The organism is Candidatus Binatia bacterium (assembly GCA_029248525.1).
Taxonomy (GTDB): domain Bacteria; phylum Desulfobacterota; class Binatia; order UBA12015; family UBA12015; genus UBA12015.
In genome coordinates this window covers 133,240-147,267 of the sequence record JAQWJE010000008.1, presented here as the reverse complement: position 1 = coordinate 147,267, position 14,028 = coordinate 133,240, and the positions used below count along the sequence as shown (strand labels likewise).

The following is a 14,028-nucleotide window of genomic DNA, read 5'->3' as shown; positions in this document are numbered from 1 at the left end:
CACAACCTCCGATACGCCCCGCGTCGATTAATGATCAACGCCTTGTTTTCCCTGCGTCTCCTCGCAGGACCGCAGCCAACTCTTAACAGAAGATTCCCTTGGTGCGCCTCCCCCACGGAGAGTGAAATTCCACGCCAGTCGAAGAATTTAACCCGGCACCGCCTCGGCCACATCCGCGGTCGCATGGGCGGAAAATGGCTCCATTTCGGCCAGCGCCCGCTCCGCCTGCTTGAGCCGCCGCTCGCGCCCCTTGCGCGTCCGGCCCGGGAGAGGCGGGAAAAGTCCATAATTCGCATTGATTGGTTGAAAATTTGTGCGGTTTTCGTCCGTCACGTACCCCAAAAGGGAACCCAAGGAAGTCGTTGCTGGTGGGGAAAGAGGCTCCTGACCCGCGAGACGACGCGCCACATTGACCCCGGCCAACCAGCCCATCGATGTCGATTCGAGATACCCCTCAACACCGATGAGTTGGCCCGCGAGGTAGAGATCCTCGCGCGCTCGCGTCTGCAGACTCGGTCGCAGAAGTTTTGGGGAATCGATGAAGGTGTTTCGATGCAGACTGCCCAAACGCACGAACTCCGCCTTCTCCAGCCCCGGAATCATGCGAAAGATCCGGCGCTGTTCCGGATAGGTCATCTTCGTTTGGAAGCCCACCATGTTGAACAGACGAGCTTCCCGATCATCCTGCCGGAGCTGGACGACCGCATGAGCCCGATGACCCGTGTTCGGATCGCGCAACCCGACCGGTTTGAGGGGGCCGAAGGAGAGAGTCTTGCGGCCCCGCCGGGCCATCTCTTCGATGGGCAGGCAGCCCTCAAAATGAACGCATCGCTCAAAGGATTTGGTCTCGACTTTTTCTGCCGCCAGAACCTCGTCGATGAGAGAGTTGTACTGAGCTTCATCGAGGGGGCAATTGATATAGTCGTCCCCCCCCTTGTCGTAACGCGAGGCTCGCCAAGCCGTGTCGAAATCAATCGAGTCAGCCACGACGATGGGCGCGATCGCATCATAGAAATATAGATATTCCTCACCAAAGAGCCCGAAGAGAGACTGCGCAAGCGAACTGGAAGTCAAAGGGCCCGAGGCGAGAATCGTCAGGCCCTCGGGCAGCTCGGTAACCTCTCCCCGAACCAGGCGAATATGCGGAGCAGTCTCGATCGCCGCCGTGACTCCCGCCGCAAAGCCTTCCCGGTCCACGGCAAGCGAACCGCCGGCAGGGACCCGATGGCGATCGGCTTCCCGCATGATCAGGGAGCCAACCGATCGAAGCTCGTCTTTCAGGAGTCCGACCGCGGCCGTATGCTCGGCGCTGCGAAAGCTGTTCGAGCAGACCAGCTCGGCAAGATCCTGTGTCTGATGAGCTTCGGTGCTGCGTTCGGGGCGCATCTCGTGCAGATCCACATCTACGCCGCGCAGCGCGAGCTGCCATGCGGCTTCGCAACCCGCGAGACCGCCTCCCACCACTTTGACTCGACCGGACATCCCTGCACCCTAGCTTCCGGGTTGCCTGAGAGCCACGCATTCAGGCCAATCGGTAACTGCCGTCCGCGAGACGCCTGATCCGCCCGCCCTGCTCCAGACCAAAGAGCTCGGCCTGCAACTCTCCTACGGGTCGTCGTGTGGCGGCCGATAGTGCGTCCACCACCTGAACACCCTGATCGATCAAGCCTTCCAGAGCCGACCCCGGGGCCGAGGTTCGGACCGCGCGGCCGGGAACACTCTCCGGGGCCCTATCCGGCCTGCGGCCCGGCGCGCTGTTATTTCCGCTGTCGGTTTCGCTGTTCGGCGAGCGCAACAACGGCGCCCAGGAAGCCGACCAGGGAAGGGCTTCGGCGACGTCGGCCGCCGACTGCACGAGCCCCGCTCCATCGCGCAGCAAGGCGTTGCTGCCGCGCGAGCGCCCGTCCAGAGGCGATCCGGGGACTGCCAGCACCTCGCGTCCCTGCGCCAGGGCGAGTCGCGCCGTAATCAGCGATCCGCTGCGCTCACTTGCTTCCACGACAATGACCCCGCAGCTCAAACCACTCAGAATCCGGTTTCGGGCCGGAAAATTCTGCTTCCACGGCGGCGTCCCGGGCGGGTATTCCCCCACCAGCAGGCCGCGGCGACCGATCGCCTCGCGCAGCGCCCGGTTTGCCCGAGGATACGCCACATCAAGACCGCAACCAACCACGGCGAGGGTCCGCCCCCCAGCCTCCAACGCCCCCTGATGCGCCGCTGCGTCGATCCCACGAGCCAACCCGCTTACGACCACCCAACCGGACCGTGCGAGATCCCGGCCGAGCCGCCGCGCGAAGGCCTCGGCGTCCATCCGGCAGGCTCGACTCCCCACGATACCGATGGTCGGTGCGCAAAAGAATGCCGGAAGATCTGCGGTAAGGCCTCGCATCCGTAATGGATTCGGCGGGTCTTCGATACAGGCCAGCAGGCGGGGATAGGCTGGATCGGTTGGATGGAGGAGAATATCCGATTGGTCCTCGACTCGATGAGCAGACATCCAGAATCCACTAGTCCGCGGGTGGGAGAAGGCAATGGAAAGGAACGCAATTCGAAGGAATTTCCACAGATCAACTTTACTGGATTTGACATCCGCTCAGCGCTCCACCATCTACCCACGCGATGCCCAACGTCACAGAATTGATGGCTGAACTACCCGGCCGCTTCGATCCCGAGATGGCCCCGGGCCTCAACGCCGTGATTCAATTCGAATTGTCTCCCGAGGATGAGGGAGGCCCCTATATCGTCACGATCCGCGACAACTCCTGCGTGATTGAGCCCGGCCTGCATCAGTCCCCCAGCATGACCCTGAAAATGACCGCACGCGATTATGTGGATCTCGCGACCGGGAAAATAAGCCACCAGCTCGCGTTCATGACCGGTCGCCTGCGGGTCAACGGGGATCTCTCCCTCGCAACGCGGCTCCGCGACCTGCTCGGGCTCGGCTAGCCCGACAGAGCCATCCGAAATGCGCGAATCCGCTGCCGGCGCTCAGGCGGATAACCATGCCATTTTGCCGCTGGAAGTGACTCGGGCGCGACCTCGAGAAAACCTTCCTTGCAAAAAAAACTGGCGGCACGCTCGGCCGACGTCACGCTGAAGACAAACTGCAATTGATCATCCCGAGCGTCCTGAATCATCCGACGGACGAGTTTCTTGCCAATTCCCTCACCCTTGAATCGCGTGATCGCATAAAGACCCGCGATCTCGGCCGCCTGCTCCGGCGCATAAAGTCCTCGACGCAAGGCACCGACCCCGGCCAAATGGTGTTCGCCAATCCAGGCGCCGTAGCCATCGAGCAGGAGCTCTCCAGCTTCGGTTGCCGTGCGCGGTTTCAACAACCCCTCCGCCTGACCGCGGGCGAGCAAGCGCTCGACCTCCGAGAAGTCATCGATCGATAAACGACCAATCGCCAAATGGTCGTCTCTCGAGAAAAAGGTGCCAGCACCCTGATAACTGAACAGCTCCTGCGCCAAATCACCCGGTTTGCAGAGGTTGACCGAGCCCACGCCCGCGTCGAGCATCTGTCCAATGACTTCCAGATCCCCACGGCGCGCTCCAAGACCCTGAAACTCGGCCTCTCCCGCTTTCAGCAAGACCTCGAGCCGCGAGCCGTCAAGGTAGGAGAGAGGCGACGCCGACGGAGCCTCCCGAAGGCCCCCCTGCTCGTCCAGGAGGACCAACTTCAGCGCCCGGAGCCCGCGGGCAACGAGTCCCGCGACCCCTCGTGCCTGCCCCGGCGTCACGACGAGGCATAGATCACGGCCGCGCAGCACCTGCCAGACGCGCGACAACCCGGGCTCTTCGGCTGCCGAGTCCCAACCGACCGCATCCTGCCGTGGGCCACGGCCGCCGAGCGGAGATCGTCGGGCCCGAGCCTTCTCGGGCAACTGCAACCAGGAACGTGCATCGGCCGGATCGCCGGCATCTCCACCCAGCACCACGACCACCCGGGTCCGGTTTTCCACCAACTCCCGGGTCACCGCAGCAAACCGTCGCCGCGCCGCGACTCTCTGCAGAGCGGTGCGCTCGATGGCGAGCACCAGCGTTCGCTGACGGAACTCCGCGAGGTAAAAATCCTTTTCTCCGGCCAAAACCACGGACTTTTCTTAACACAATTCGCCCTCGAAGTCGTTTCTGCGTTGCCTTCTCGATTCCTCGGAAGTAGAACCGGAATTGGTGACTTTCCGGTTCCTTATCGCCCTGACCTTTCTACTTGCAGCTTCGGCAGCGAAGGCTGCTCCCGGCGTTGTCGCCACGGAAAACCCTCAGGCAGCGGAAGCCGGAGCCAAAATCCTCGCCGACGGTGGCAGTGCCGTCGATGCAGCCATCGCGACCGCTCTGGCCGTCTGTACCGTCCATCCCTCGTCTTGCGGTATCGGCGGCGGCGGTTTTCTGGTCATCTGGAGCGCCCCGGACCGGATCGCGTCGGCGCTCGACTTCCGCGAAAGAGCCCCCGGTGCGTCCACGCCCGAACTCTACGAGGAAAACGGAGTCTACCAACCCGCTCGCAGCCGACGCGGCGGACTGGCAATTGGCGTCCCCGGCGAGATCCGCGGTTTCTGGATGGCCCATCAGCGATTCGGGAATTTGCCCTGGGCCAGGCTCTTCGAGCCGTCCATTCGGCTTGCCAGCGAAGGCTTCCGCGTATCCCCTCATCTCGCGAAGAGAATTCAGGCGGTGCGGGAATCCATCGCGCAGGACCCGGCGCTCCGCCAGGTATTTCTCGATGCTGACGGAAAGGCGCCCGAGGCGGACGACCTCATCACCCGCCCGGATCTCGCGGCTACCTTTCGTCGGATCGCCGCCGAAGGACCGGCCGCCTTTTACGAAGGGACGATCGCCGAGGCCATCGTGGCCGCCGCCCGGGCCCAAGGTGGAGTTTTACAGATGGCGGATCTGCGCGACTACGAGGCTCTGTGGCGGAGACCACTGACCACGAATTACCGCGGTGCGCAGATTCTGACAATGCCGCCTCCGAGCAGCGGCGGGATCGCCCTGATCAGCGCGCTGGATACGCTGGAAGCTTACGATGTCGCAGGACTGGGGTCGAGTACACCCACGCGGTGGCATCTTTTCGCCGAGATTCTCAAGCATGCCTTTGCCTACCGAGCCCAGTCGGCAGGTGACCCCGGTTGGGATGCCGCGGTTTGGCCGCCGCGAGGTGCCGAACTCCGGAATCGCCTGCGCAGCTACGAAGTCCTGCCGAGCGAGAGCTACCCGCCTGTCGCGCCACCCCCATCGGACAGCGGAACGGCACACGTTTCCGTGCTCGCGGGCAACGGATCGGGTGCAGCGCTCACCACCACCGTCAACACGACCTTTGGCAGCCTCGTCGGTGTCCCGGGCACGGGCATCATCCTGAATAACGAAATCGACGATTTCACCTTCGATGCGCCCAATCTCTTCGGGCTGGCCCCGGGGCCCACCAACCGCATCGCACCCGGCAAAAGACCGGCCAGCAGCATGACCCCGACCCTTGCCGTGCGCCGGAACAAGGCGATCATCGCGGTCGGCGCCTCTGGTGGTCCACTGATCATCAGCGCGACGCTGGAGGTGCTCTCCAATGTGCTCGACTTCGACATGTCCCCTGAAATGGCCGTAGGCGCGCCTCGCGTTCACCACCAATGGATGCCGGACTATTTGCTGGTCGAGAGGGAAATGCCCGAAGTCGACCGCGCCGCGCTGCAGATGCTCGGCCACCAGATTCGCGAAGTTCGCGGCGTTGCCGCCGCGTCTCTGGCGGTCCGAGAACCCGGAGGTTCGTTTGCCGGAGCCGGCGACCGCCGCAAGGGTGGAAGCGCGAAGCTCAGCGAAACCGAGGCCACACCGTGAGGCCCGACCGTGCACGCATCTCGATCATCATTCCGACGCGGAACCGGGTCTCGCATTTGTCCGACCTTTTACACAGCATGGACAGTCTCGACCCACCCGACTGCGCGTGGGAAATCATTGTGGCGGATAATGGTTCGACCGATGGTACCTCCCGCCTGCTCTCCGATTGGCGACGCTCGGGGAAATCTCGCACCGTCGTACGAGTCGACAAACGAGGGAAATCTCGGGCGGTCAACGCCGCGATGGCAACCTCGAGCGGCGGGATTCTGTGCTTTCTCGACGATGACGTCCTGGTCGAGCCGCGGTGGCTGGCCGCAATCTCGGACCATTTCGAGGAACATCCCGAGTCTGTCGCCGCGCAGGGAACCATCGCCTGGCCCGAGGAGTTCGAGACCGACGACGGCCTCCGGCAATCGATTGAAGGCCGGGGGACGATCGTCCGACACGTGCTCCCCCCGGGAAGCAAGCGCAGCGAATTGATCGGCTTCAACATGGCCCTGAAGCGCCATACGATGGGCGTGATCGGCGGCTTCGATGAGCGCCTGGGCCCCGGAGCGGCCGGCTTGAACGACGAACGTAAATTGGCGGATCGCATCCGCCACCTCGGCGGGGAAATCGACTATATCGCCGACGCGCGCGTGGTCCACCGCGTGGAGGATGCCCACCTGACCGAAGATTTTTTCCGCGAGCATTACCGGGCTCAGGGGCGCAGCCGCTTCACGTACAAACCGAACGGATTATTCTCCAGCATCCTGCCCAACCTGCTCAAGGCCGTCACCCTCTACAGCCTGTGGACCGCAACCGGAAACATCCGCAATCGCTACCGAGCGCTCGGTCGGCTTTACCATTATCGAGAAATGCTCGCGATTCACTGGCGACGGCGCTGAACCTCCCAAATCGTGCCTTGCAGGCCATATGCTGGCGAGCGTAGCATGAGGAAAGCTATATTCGGGGCAAAAACGGCATCCGGGAGTTGCTCCCTTCAGCTGTCGGGCGTAGGTGCCGAAGATAGGATGGAGTGAGACACTCACGACCGAAAACGAGGTTTTGGTGATGAAGATTCTAATCGATAAGGCGAATTCTGGTTCCTCCTGGCGGGTCGGCCTTCTTCTGGCCGCATTGGTTCTGGGCGCGGCCACCGGCGCGCGGGCGCAGGCGTCCATCGGCGTGCTGGGGAACCCGGCCGATGGAGGCACCTATAGCGGCATCGGCCTGATCTCCGGATTCCACTGCGGCGCAAACGATCTGAAGGTCGTGATCGATGAAGGCACCTCCGATGAAAAAGTCCTCGTGCCCGCCTATGGAACCGAGCGCAAGGACACCCTCGCGACTTGCGGCCAGGAAAACACTGGCTTTGGCCTTCTTTGGAACTACGCGCTGTTTTCCTCGGGTAGCCATACAGCCCGAGGCTACGCGAATGGATCTCCGTTTGGCGCCCTCTCCACCTTCAATGTGGTCCGCCTCGACGAGGACAAGGCCTTTGTCCGCGACCTGAGCGGTAATCTGAGCATCGCGGAGTTTCCGGTCGCCGGCGAATCGACGCAGTTGATCTGGCAACAAGGGCAGCAGGGCTTTCTCATCAACGGATTCGATGGCCTTCTCGGCACACCTGACGAAGTTCCCTCGGCACCGCGAGAAACCACGACTGCCGGCAGCTTTGAAGTTCCCGGCAACACGTCTTTTCAGAGTGGCATCTCCGTGATGTCCGGCTGGGCCTGCGAGGCAGAATCGGTCACCATCGAGATCGACGGTGGCGCTCAGGTCGTGGCGACCGCCTACGGCACCGAGCGGGCGGATACCGAGGAGATCTGCGGGCATAGCGCGACGGGCTTCGGCGTCCTGTGGAATTACAATCTACTCGGACCAGGACAGCACGTCGCTGTAGCCAAAGTCGACGGCGTCGTTCTGGGCTCCTCGACCTTCTGGGTGACCGAGATCGACGGGGACAACGACGAAGGAAACGACAGGGATTTCCTGCGAGACCTCTCAGGTACATTCCCGATTGACGGCTTTCCCTCGGCCGAGCAAACAACCGAAGTCAGTTGGTCGACCGCGACGCAGAACTTTGTGGTAAGCGACGTGCGATCCAGCGACACCCCAGGGCCCACGCCGACGCCTGCTGTAGAGCCGACGCCGACCCCTGCCGAGACGCCGGGACCCACCTCCGCACCAACGCCAACGCCGGCAGAAACCCCGGCGCCCACTCCGCCAGCAGGCTTCTGTGGCGATGGCATCGTGGACTACGAACTGGGTGAGGAATGCGATACGGCCGGAACCCAATGCACTCCCGGGCCAGCCGGTGACGATTGCCGTTTCGAGAAGTTCGACTACTACGAGACCTGCGAGGATGCCTTCGGCGGCTGGGATGAAAACTCCGACTTTCCTTGCACCGGTGAATTGCTCTGCGGCAACGACTGCAAGATCGATGGCACCGCTTGCAGTTGTAACTGCGAGGAAGATTTCGACTGCCTGCTTCCCGACGACCACGAAATTCAATGTGGCTCGACCTATTGTACCCCTGAGGTCTGCAGCGAAGATGATCTGGATGGATGCGACTGCGAAATCTACGAGGCGTGTCAGCGCGGCAGCTGCGTCACCACCCCTGTTGATCCCGCAAGCGTCGAAGATCTCTGTTTCGGCGCGGACCCGGGCGATCCGACGTTCAAGCGTTGTGATTGGTGCGAAGTCTTCTAGGCGAAATGTCCGAGCCTGAGCCCCGCGACCGCCCGGCCCGACCGGCGATCGCGGGGCTGATCCTCGCCGCGGGAGCCTCAACACGTCTCGGAGAGCCGAAAGCAGCCGCGGTCGCTCACGGCAAAACCTTTGCCGCCCATGTCGCCCACGCCCTGCAAGCCGGTGGCGTCGGCTCAATTCTGGCGGCGATCGGCGCCCACGAAAAGACCACGAGGGCTGCGTTCGAGGAGATTACCGGCGTAGTCTGCTTGCGCGTCCTCCACCCCGAGGAAGGGGCGATTGCCTCCGTGCGACAAGGGCTTGAGGATCTTTCTCGGTCGGCCCAGCTGCGTGGCGTGATCGTGGCGCCGGTCGACCACCCGGCGATCCGCGCCTCGACAATCGTCGCGCTTTGTCGGGCCGCCAGCTCATCAAGCCGCCCAATCCTCGTACCCAGCTATGCCGCAAAACGCGGGCACCCGACCTACTTCGCTCGCGAAATTTGGTCGGAACTCGCGGCACCCGATCTGAGGCAGGGCGCTCGCTCGGTGGTGCGCCGGGACCCGGATCGGGTTCTCGAGGTCGCGGTTTCCGACCCCGGTGTGCTCCTGAATATCGATACCCCGGAGAGTCTGGCCCGATGGCGAAAAACGCCGATCGCGATCGCGGAGCGCTCTCCCTAAGCCCGCTACTTCAACGCGAGAGACGCTGACCGATGATCTGCGCCAGAATGGCGACCGCGATCTCGCCCGGTGTCTCTGCCCCGATCGAAAGCCCGATGGGTGCATGCAATGAAGCGAGCGCTTCCGCCGAGACTCCGGCCGCCTCGAGCTCTGCCACGATCCGACGCACGCGACGCCGGCTTCCGATCATGCCGAGATAACGCGAGGGCATCTCGGCGGCCACCGCGAGGCAGCGAGCGTCCATCCGATGGCCTCGTGTGACCAGCACAATATGCCGAGCCATGTGCGGTGGAAGCGTCCGCAGGTGCACCTCGGGGTCGCCGATTACGATCCGATCAACACCCGGCAGGCGCTCAGGGTGGGCAAACGTCGAGCGGTCCTCGAGGACCACCACGGAGAAGCCCGCCAGACTCGCCATCTGCGCCAGAGCGGCGCCTACATGCCCGGCACCGACCACCACCAATTCCGGGCGCGGCGACAGGCTCTCGACCCAAAACTGGCTTCCGGCCGCGCCCACCAGCAGTTCGCCTGAATTCCCCGCGGGCAGCTGGGCGTCGCCCAATGCGGCGACAAGCTCCGACTGCAAGGCGGTATCCCCCAGCGGACAGGCAAGTTCCGAGGCGCGGTCGTCCACCTCCATCGGGCCCGCGCCATTGCCCAGCAGCGGGCACACAGCCCTTTGACTCACGCTCTCGGTCGCCTCGCCCGAGAGCAATGCCGCGGCAACACCCGGCGCACCGCGCGCGACGGTGGTTTGCGCAGCCGACAAGAAAGCGGTCGAGGCGTCGGGGGTAAATCGCTCGATCCAGATATCGAGAATGCCTCCGCAGATCGAATCACTCTCCCAGCCTTGATCTTCGAGAAGGTTGACCTCGACCAGTTCGGGCAGCCCGGTTGCGAGCACGCGCTGGGCGCGCGCGAAGACCTCGGCCTCTCCGCAACCGCCGCCGACGGTGCCCCAGGAGCCACCCAAGGGGTCAATCAGAAGACGGGCGCCCTTTTTCCGTGGGGTCGACCCCCGCGTCCGCACGACCGTTGCGAGAGCGAGTTGCCCCGCCCCCTCGATCCGGCCCACCAGGGCCCCGACAATTTCGGAAAAGGTGTCCAAGCTAGTTGAACTTAAACATGCCCACCTGCCTGCAGCGACCCGAATCTGTTTGCACGCCGGACCCCGGTACGCTTATGGGTCAACCACGCATCAAGGGGGGCTACACTTTGCAGGATATCCAATACTCAGCACCACAATCAGTCGAGGAAGCCGTTTCGCTCCTCGCGGCCGCCGGCAGCCAGGGGCGCGTGCTCGCAGGCGGAACCGACCTGCTCGTGCAACTTAAAAATGGTGCTCGGGGTATTCGTCATATCATCGACATCAAGCGCGTTGCCGGAATGGAAACTCTGCAACATACCGCCGATGGTGGGATGCGGATCGGCGCGGCAGTGTCTTGCGCCAGAATCGGCGAGGATCCGGTCGTCCAGTCGAACTACCCGGGGCTCCGCGAGGCCGCCATGCTGATTGGATCAGACCAGATTCAGAATCGCGCGACTCTGGCCGGCAATTTGTGCAATTCGTCTCCGGCCGCTGATACCGTGCCCGCCCTCGCCGCACTGAACACCAGCTGCGAGATTCAGGGTCCTGAGGGCTCGCGCATCATGGCCCTGGTGGACTTCGCCCGGGGGCCTGGCCAAAACCAGCTTGGCGAAGGTGAAATCCTGATCGCGCTGGTGGTTCCGGGACGCACCGGGCACTTTGCCGACGCCTATCAGCGGTTCATCCCACGCAACGAGATGGATATTGCCGTGGTTGGTGTGGGGGTCGCATTGGCGTTGAATTCCGCCGGCGAGTGCACCCAGGCGCGACTCGCACTCGGTGCCGTGGGGCCTCGGGTCATCGAAGCAACCGAAGCCGCCACCCATCTACTTGGCTCGACTCTCGACGAAGAGACTCTCGAGCAAGCCGCCGAGATGGCGCGCGCTATCGCACAACCCATTTCCGACAAACGGGGACCCGCCGAATATCGGCGATCGCTCGTCGGCACTCTGACACGGCGTGTTGTGCGGACAGCCGCCGAACGGGCCCGAAACCATGAGGGGTCCTGAATGGCCACCAAGAATCACATCAGCACGACGATTAACGGGGAGAGCAAGGAGTTCCTCTGCGAACCACGCCAAACGCTCCTCGAAGTGCTCCGCGACGAATTGGACCTGAAGGGTGTGAAGGAAGGCTGTGGCACCGGTGACTGCGGTTCTTGCAGCGTCATGTTCGACAAAAGACTTGCCTGCTCTTGCCTGATTCTCGCTGTAGAAGCCGAGGGGCGCACCGTCGAAACGGTCGAGGGAATGGCTTCCGGGGAAACACTGCATCCCTTGCAGCGCCAATTTCTTGAACATGCCGCTCTCCAATGCGGCATCTGCACTCCCGGGTTCCTGATCGCCGGGAAGGCGCTTCTGGAAAAAAACCCGGACCCCGACGAGGCTGAGATTCGCCTGGCTCTGGCCGGCAACCTCTGTCGCTGCACCGGCTATGACAAGATCGTTCGAGCGGTCCAGGATGCCGCCAGAGAGATGCGCAACTCATGAAAACCTCAGAACGAGAATTCAAGGTTATCGGCACCCGTCCGGTCCGCCATGACGGCATCGACAAGGTCACCGGACGGGCGCTCTATGGGGCCGACCACTCGCTCCCCGGAATGCTGCACGGCCGGGTCCTGCGAAGCCCCCATGCCCATGCCCGGATCCTGTCGATCGATACCAGTCGGGCCCAAGCCATGCCCGGCGTCCACGCGGTGATCACGGGGGACGATCTGCCGTCCGTACCCGACCGTACCGAGGCCCTTGGCGAGGGCACCACCAACGCAAACGACCTCTCCAACAATCTGCTCGCCAAGGGCAAAGTCCTTTACGATGGCCATGCCCTTGCCGCGGTCGCCGCCACCTCGGCTCACCTGGCCGAAGAGGCTCTCGACAAGATCGAAGTACAGTATGAAGTTCTGCCCCCCGTGATGGACGTCAGAGCGGCTGTGGCCAAGGGAGCCCCCCTGCTGCATGAGAAGCTTCATACCGCCGGAGTGCCGGAGAGCAAGCCCTCCAATATCGCCAAGGTGATCGAATTTGCCCGCGGCGATCTGGACGAGGGATTTGCAGCCGCCTCGGTGATTGTCGAGCGTGAGTTCACCACAGCCATGGTTCACCAAGGATATATCGAACCACATAATGCACTGGCCAAAGTCGATGCCGACGGCCAAATCACACTTTGGTGCAGCACGCAGGGCTCCTTCGATATCCGGAGCCTCTGCGCCAAGGTCTTGCAGATCCCGCTCTCTCGACTGAAGGTGATTCCCGCCGAGATCGGTGGCGGTTTCGGTGGCAAAACGACCGTATACCTCGAACCGCTGGCAATTCGCATGTCCCAGATTTCGGGACGCCCGGTACATATGGTCATGTCCCGCAACGAAGTTCTGCGAGCGACCGGCCCGACATCGGGCTCTGTCATTCGACTCAAGATGGGTGCGAACGCCCACGGCAAGATCGTCGCCGCAGACGCCCTTCTCGACTACGAGGCCGGTGCCTTCCCCGGCTCGCCTGTCCTGATGGGGGCCGTTGTCATCTTTGCTCCCTATGCACTCGAAAACTTCCGGATCGTCGGTCGCGACATCGTCGTGAACCGCCCGCGAACAGCGGCCTATCGTGCACCCGGCGGCACGAATGCCGCCTTTGCCTCGGAAACATTGCTCGACGAATTGGCCGAAAAACTGGCCATCGATCCCATCGAGATCCGCCGGCGGAATGCCACCTGTGAAGGCGTTCAGGCACCCTGGGGACCGCGCATGCAGAAGGTTGGGTACGAGGAGCTTCTCGACGCCGCTCAAAGCCACCCCCACTATTCCGCCGAGCTACCGCCACCCAACGGACCCTTGGTTTATGGCCGCGGGTTTGCTGGCGGGGGATGGGGTAATGCAGGATTGCAGTCGAGTGCAATTCTCAGCGTGAACAACGATGGCACCGCGACTCTGGTCACCGGATCACCCGATATCGGTGGCTCGCGGACGTCGTGCGCCATGATCGCGGCCGAAGAACTCGGTCTCGAGGCAGCCGACGTGCGCCCCAGCGTCGCTGACACCGACACCATTGGCTACACGGACGTTACCGGGGGAAGTCGGGTGACCATGGCCACCGGCCTCGCGGTTTTCGAAGCCGCACAGGATGCCAAACGCCAATTGCGGGAGCGTGCGGCCCGCATGTGGGAATGCCCCGAGGAAGGCATCGTCTTCGAGGACGGGGATGCCATCCGCCCTAACGGCGAACGTCTTTCCCTGGCGGCGATCGCCGGCAAGGCCGGACGGACGGGCGGCCCGCTGGTCGGCCGAGCCACCGTCAACGCCAACCGCGCCAACGGCCCTTCCTTTGCCGGGTTCCTTGTCGACGTCGAAGTGGATACGGAGACCGGAAAAGTCGGCATCTTGCGCGGAACCGTTTTTCAGGACGCCGGTCGAGCGATTCATCCCGCCTACGTGGAGGGCCAAATGCAGGGGGGCAGCGTCCAGGGGATCGGCTGGGGACTCGGTGAAGAATATATTTACAGCAAGGAGGGCCAGCTGGAGAATGCCAGCCTGCTCGACTACCGAATCCCGACGGCTCTTGACGTGCCGCTGATCGAAGCGGTGATTATCGAATGCCCCAATCCGGCCCACCCACTCGGGATTCGTGGCGTCGGTGAAGCATCCATCGTCCCTCCGCCTGCCGCTATCGCGAATGCGGTTGCGGCAGCGACCGGCAAACGCCTGCCCGTCCTGCCGCTATCGCCACCGCGCGTGCATGCCGCTCTCCAGACGGGGGACTAAAC

General features: G+C 63.1%; 12 protein-coding genes. 8 read left to right on the top strand and 4 right to left on the bottom strand.

All coding sequences use genetic code 11. From position 1 onward, the window contains the following. Nucleotides 1-147 precede the first annotated feature (147 nt). Both trmFO and dprA read right to left on the bottom strand, forming a co-directional pair. A complete protein-coding gene (gene trmFO, locus P8K07_01295; GenBank protein MDG1957156.1) occupies nucleotides 148-1,482 on the bottom strand; it encodes a methylenetetrahydrofolate--tRNA-(uracil(54)-C(5))-methyltransferase (FADH(2)-oxidizing) TrmFO in 1,335 nt (444 codons plus the stop codon). A 40-nt stretch (nucleotides 1,483-1,522) separates the two neighbouring features. Continuing rightward, nucleotides 1,523-2,497, bottom strand: coding sequence for a DNA-processing protein DprA (gene dprA, locus P8K07_01290; protein ID MDG1957155.1), 975 nt, complete (start codon nucleotides 2,495-2,497; stop codon nucleotides 1,523-1,525). Nucleotides 2,498-2,619: 122 nt separating this feature from the next. Here dprA and P8K07_01285 point away from each other — a divergent pair, with 122 nt between their 5' ends. Beyond that, on the top strand, nucleotides 2,620-2,946 hold the full coding sequence (locus tag P8K07_01285) for an SCP2 sterol-binding domain-containing protein (GenBank protein ID MDG1957154.1): 327 nt from the start codon (nucleotides 2,620-2,622) through the stop codon (nucleotides 2,944-2,946). Here the strand turns inward: P8K07_01285 and P8K07_01280 are convergent. Further along, nucleotides 2,943-4,097, bottom strand: coding sequence for a GNAT family N-acetyltransferase (locus P8K07_01280; GenBank protein MDG1957153.1), 1,155 nt, complete (start codon nucleotides 4,095-4,097; stop codon nucleotides 2,943-2,945). The genes P8K07_01285 and P8K07_01280 overlap by 4 nt on opposite strands. Nucleotides 4,098-4,176: 79 nt before the next feature. Here P8K07_01280 and ggt point away from each other — a divergent pair, with 79 nt between their 5' ends. The 4 genes from ggt to P8K07_01260 all read left to right on the top strand — a co-directional run bounded on the left by ggt (nucleotide 4,177) and on the right by P8K07_01260 (nucleotide 9,188). Next, entirely contained in the window at nucleotides 4,177-5,832 is a 1,656-nt protein-coding gene (gene ggt / locus P8K07_01275; protein ID MDG1957152.1) for a gamma-glutamyltransferase, read from the top strand. Next, a complete protein-coding gene (locus P8K07_01270; protein MDG1957151.1) occupies nucleotides 5,829-6,719 on the top strand; it encodes a glycosyltransferase in 891 nt (296 codons plus the stop codon). Before ggt ends, P8K07_01270 begins: the two co-directional genes overlap by 4 nt. A gap of 166 nt (nucleotides 6,720-6,885) precedes the next feature. Then, nucleotides 6,886-8,526, top strand: coding sequence for a hypothetical protein (locus P8K07_01265; GenBank protein MDG1957150.1), 1,641 nt, complete (start codon nucleotides 6,886-6,888; stop codon nucleotides 8,524-8,526). Nucleotides 8,527-8,531: 5 nt separating this feature from the next. Beyond that, on the top strand, nucleotides 8,532-9,188 hold the full coding sequence (locus tag P8K07_01260) for a nucleotidyltransferase family protein (protein ID MDG1957149.1): 657 nt from the start codon (nucleotides 8,532-8,534) through the stop codon (nucleotides 9,186-9,188). A gap of 10 nt (nucleotides 9,189-9,198) precedes the next feature. Here the strand turns inward: P8K07_01260 and P8K07_01255 are convergent, their stop codons facing one another. Further along, on the bottom strand, nucleotides 9,199-10,296 hold the full coding sequence (locus P8K07_01255) for an XdhC family protein (GenBank protein ID MDG1957148.1): 1,098 nt from the start codon (nucleotides 10,294-10,296) through the stop codon (nucleotides 9,199-9,201). 17 nt (nucleotides 10,297-10,313) lie between these two features. On the opposite strand from P8K07_01255, the gene P8K07_01250 reads away from it, so the two are divergent. The 3 genes from P8K07_01250 to P8K07_01240 are packed head-to-tail and all read left to right on the top strand — an operon-like array spanning nucleotide 10,314 to nucleotide 14,026. Continuing rightward, nucleotides 10,314-11,285, top strand: coding sequence for a xanthine dehydrogenase family protein subunit M (locus P8K07_01250; protein ID MDG1957147.1), 972 nt, complete (start codon nucleotides 10,314-10,316; stop codon nucleotides 11,283-11,285). Continuing rightward, a complete protein-coding gene (locus tag P8K07_01245; protein MDG1957146.1) occupies nucleotides 11,286-11,765 on the top strand; it encodes a (2Fe-2S)-binding protein in 480 nt (159 codons plus the stop codon). Further along, a complete protein-coding gene (locus tag P8K07_01240; GenBank protein MDG1957145.1) occupies nucleotides 11,762-14,026 on the top strand; it encodes a xanthine dehydrogenase family protein molybdopterin-binding subunit in 2,265 nt (754 codons plus the stop codon). Before P8K07_01245 ends, P8K07_01240 begins: the two co-directional genes overlap by 4 nt. The last annotated feature ends 2 nt before the right edge of the window (nucleotides 14,027-14,028 follow it).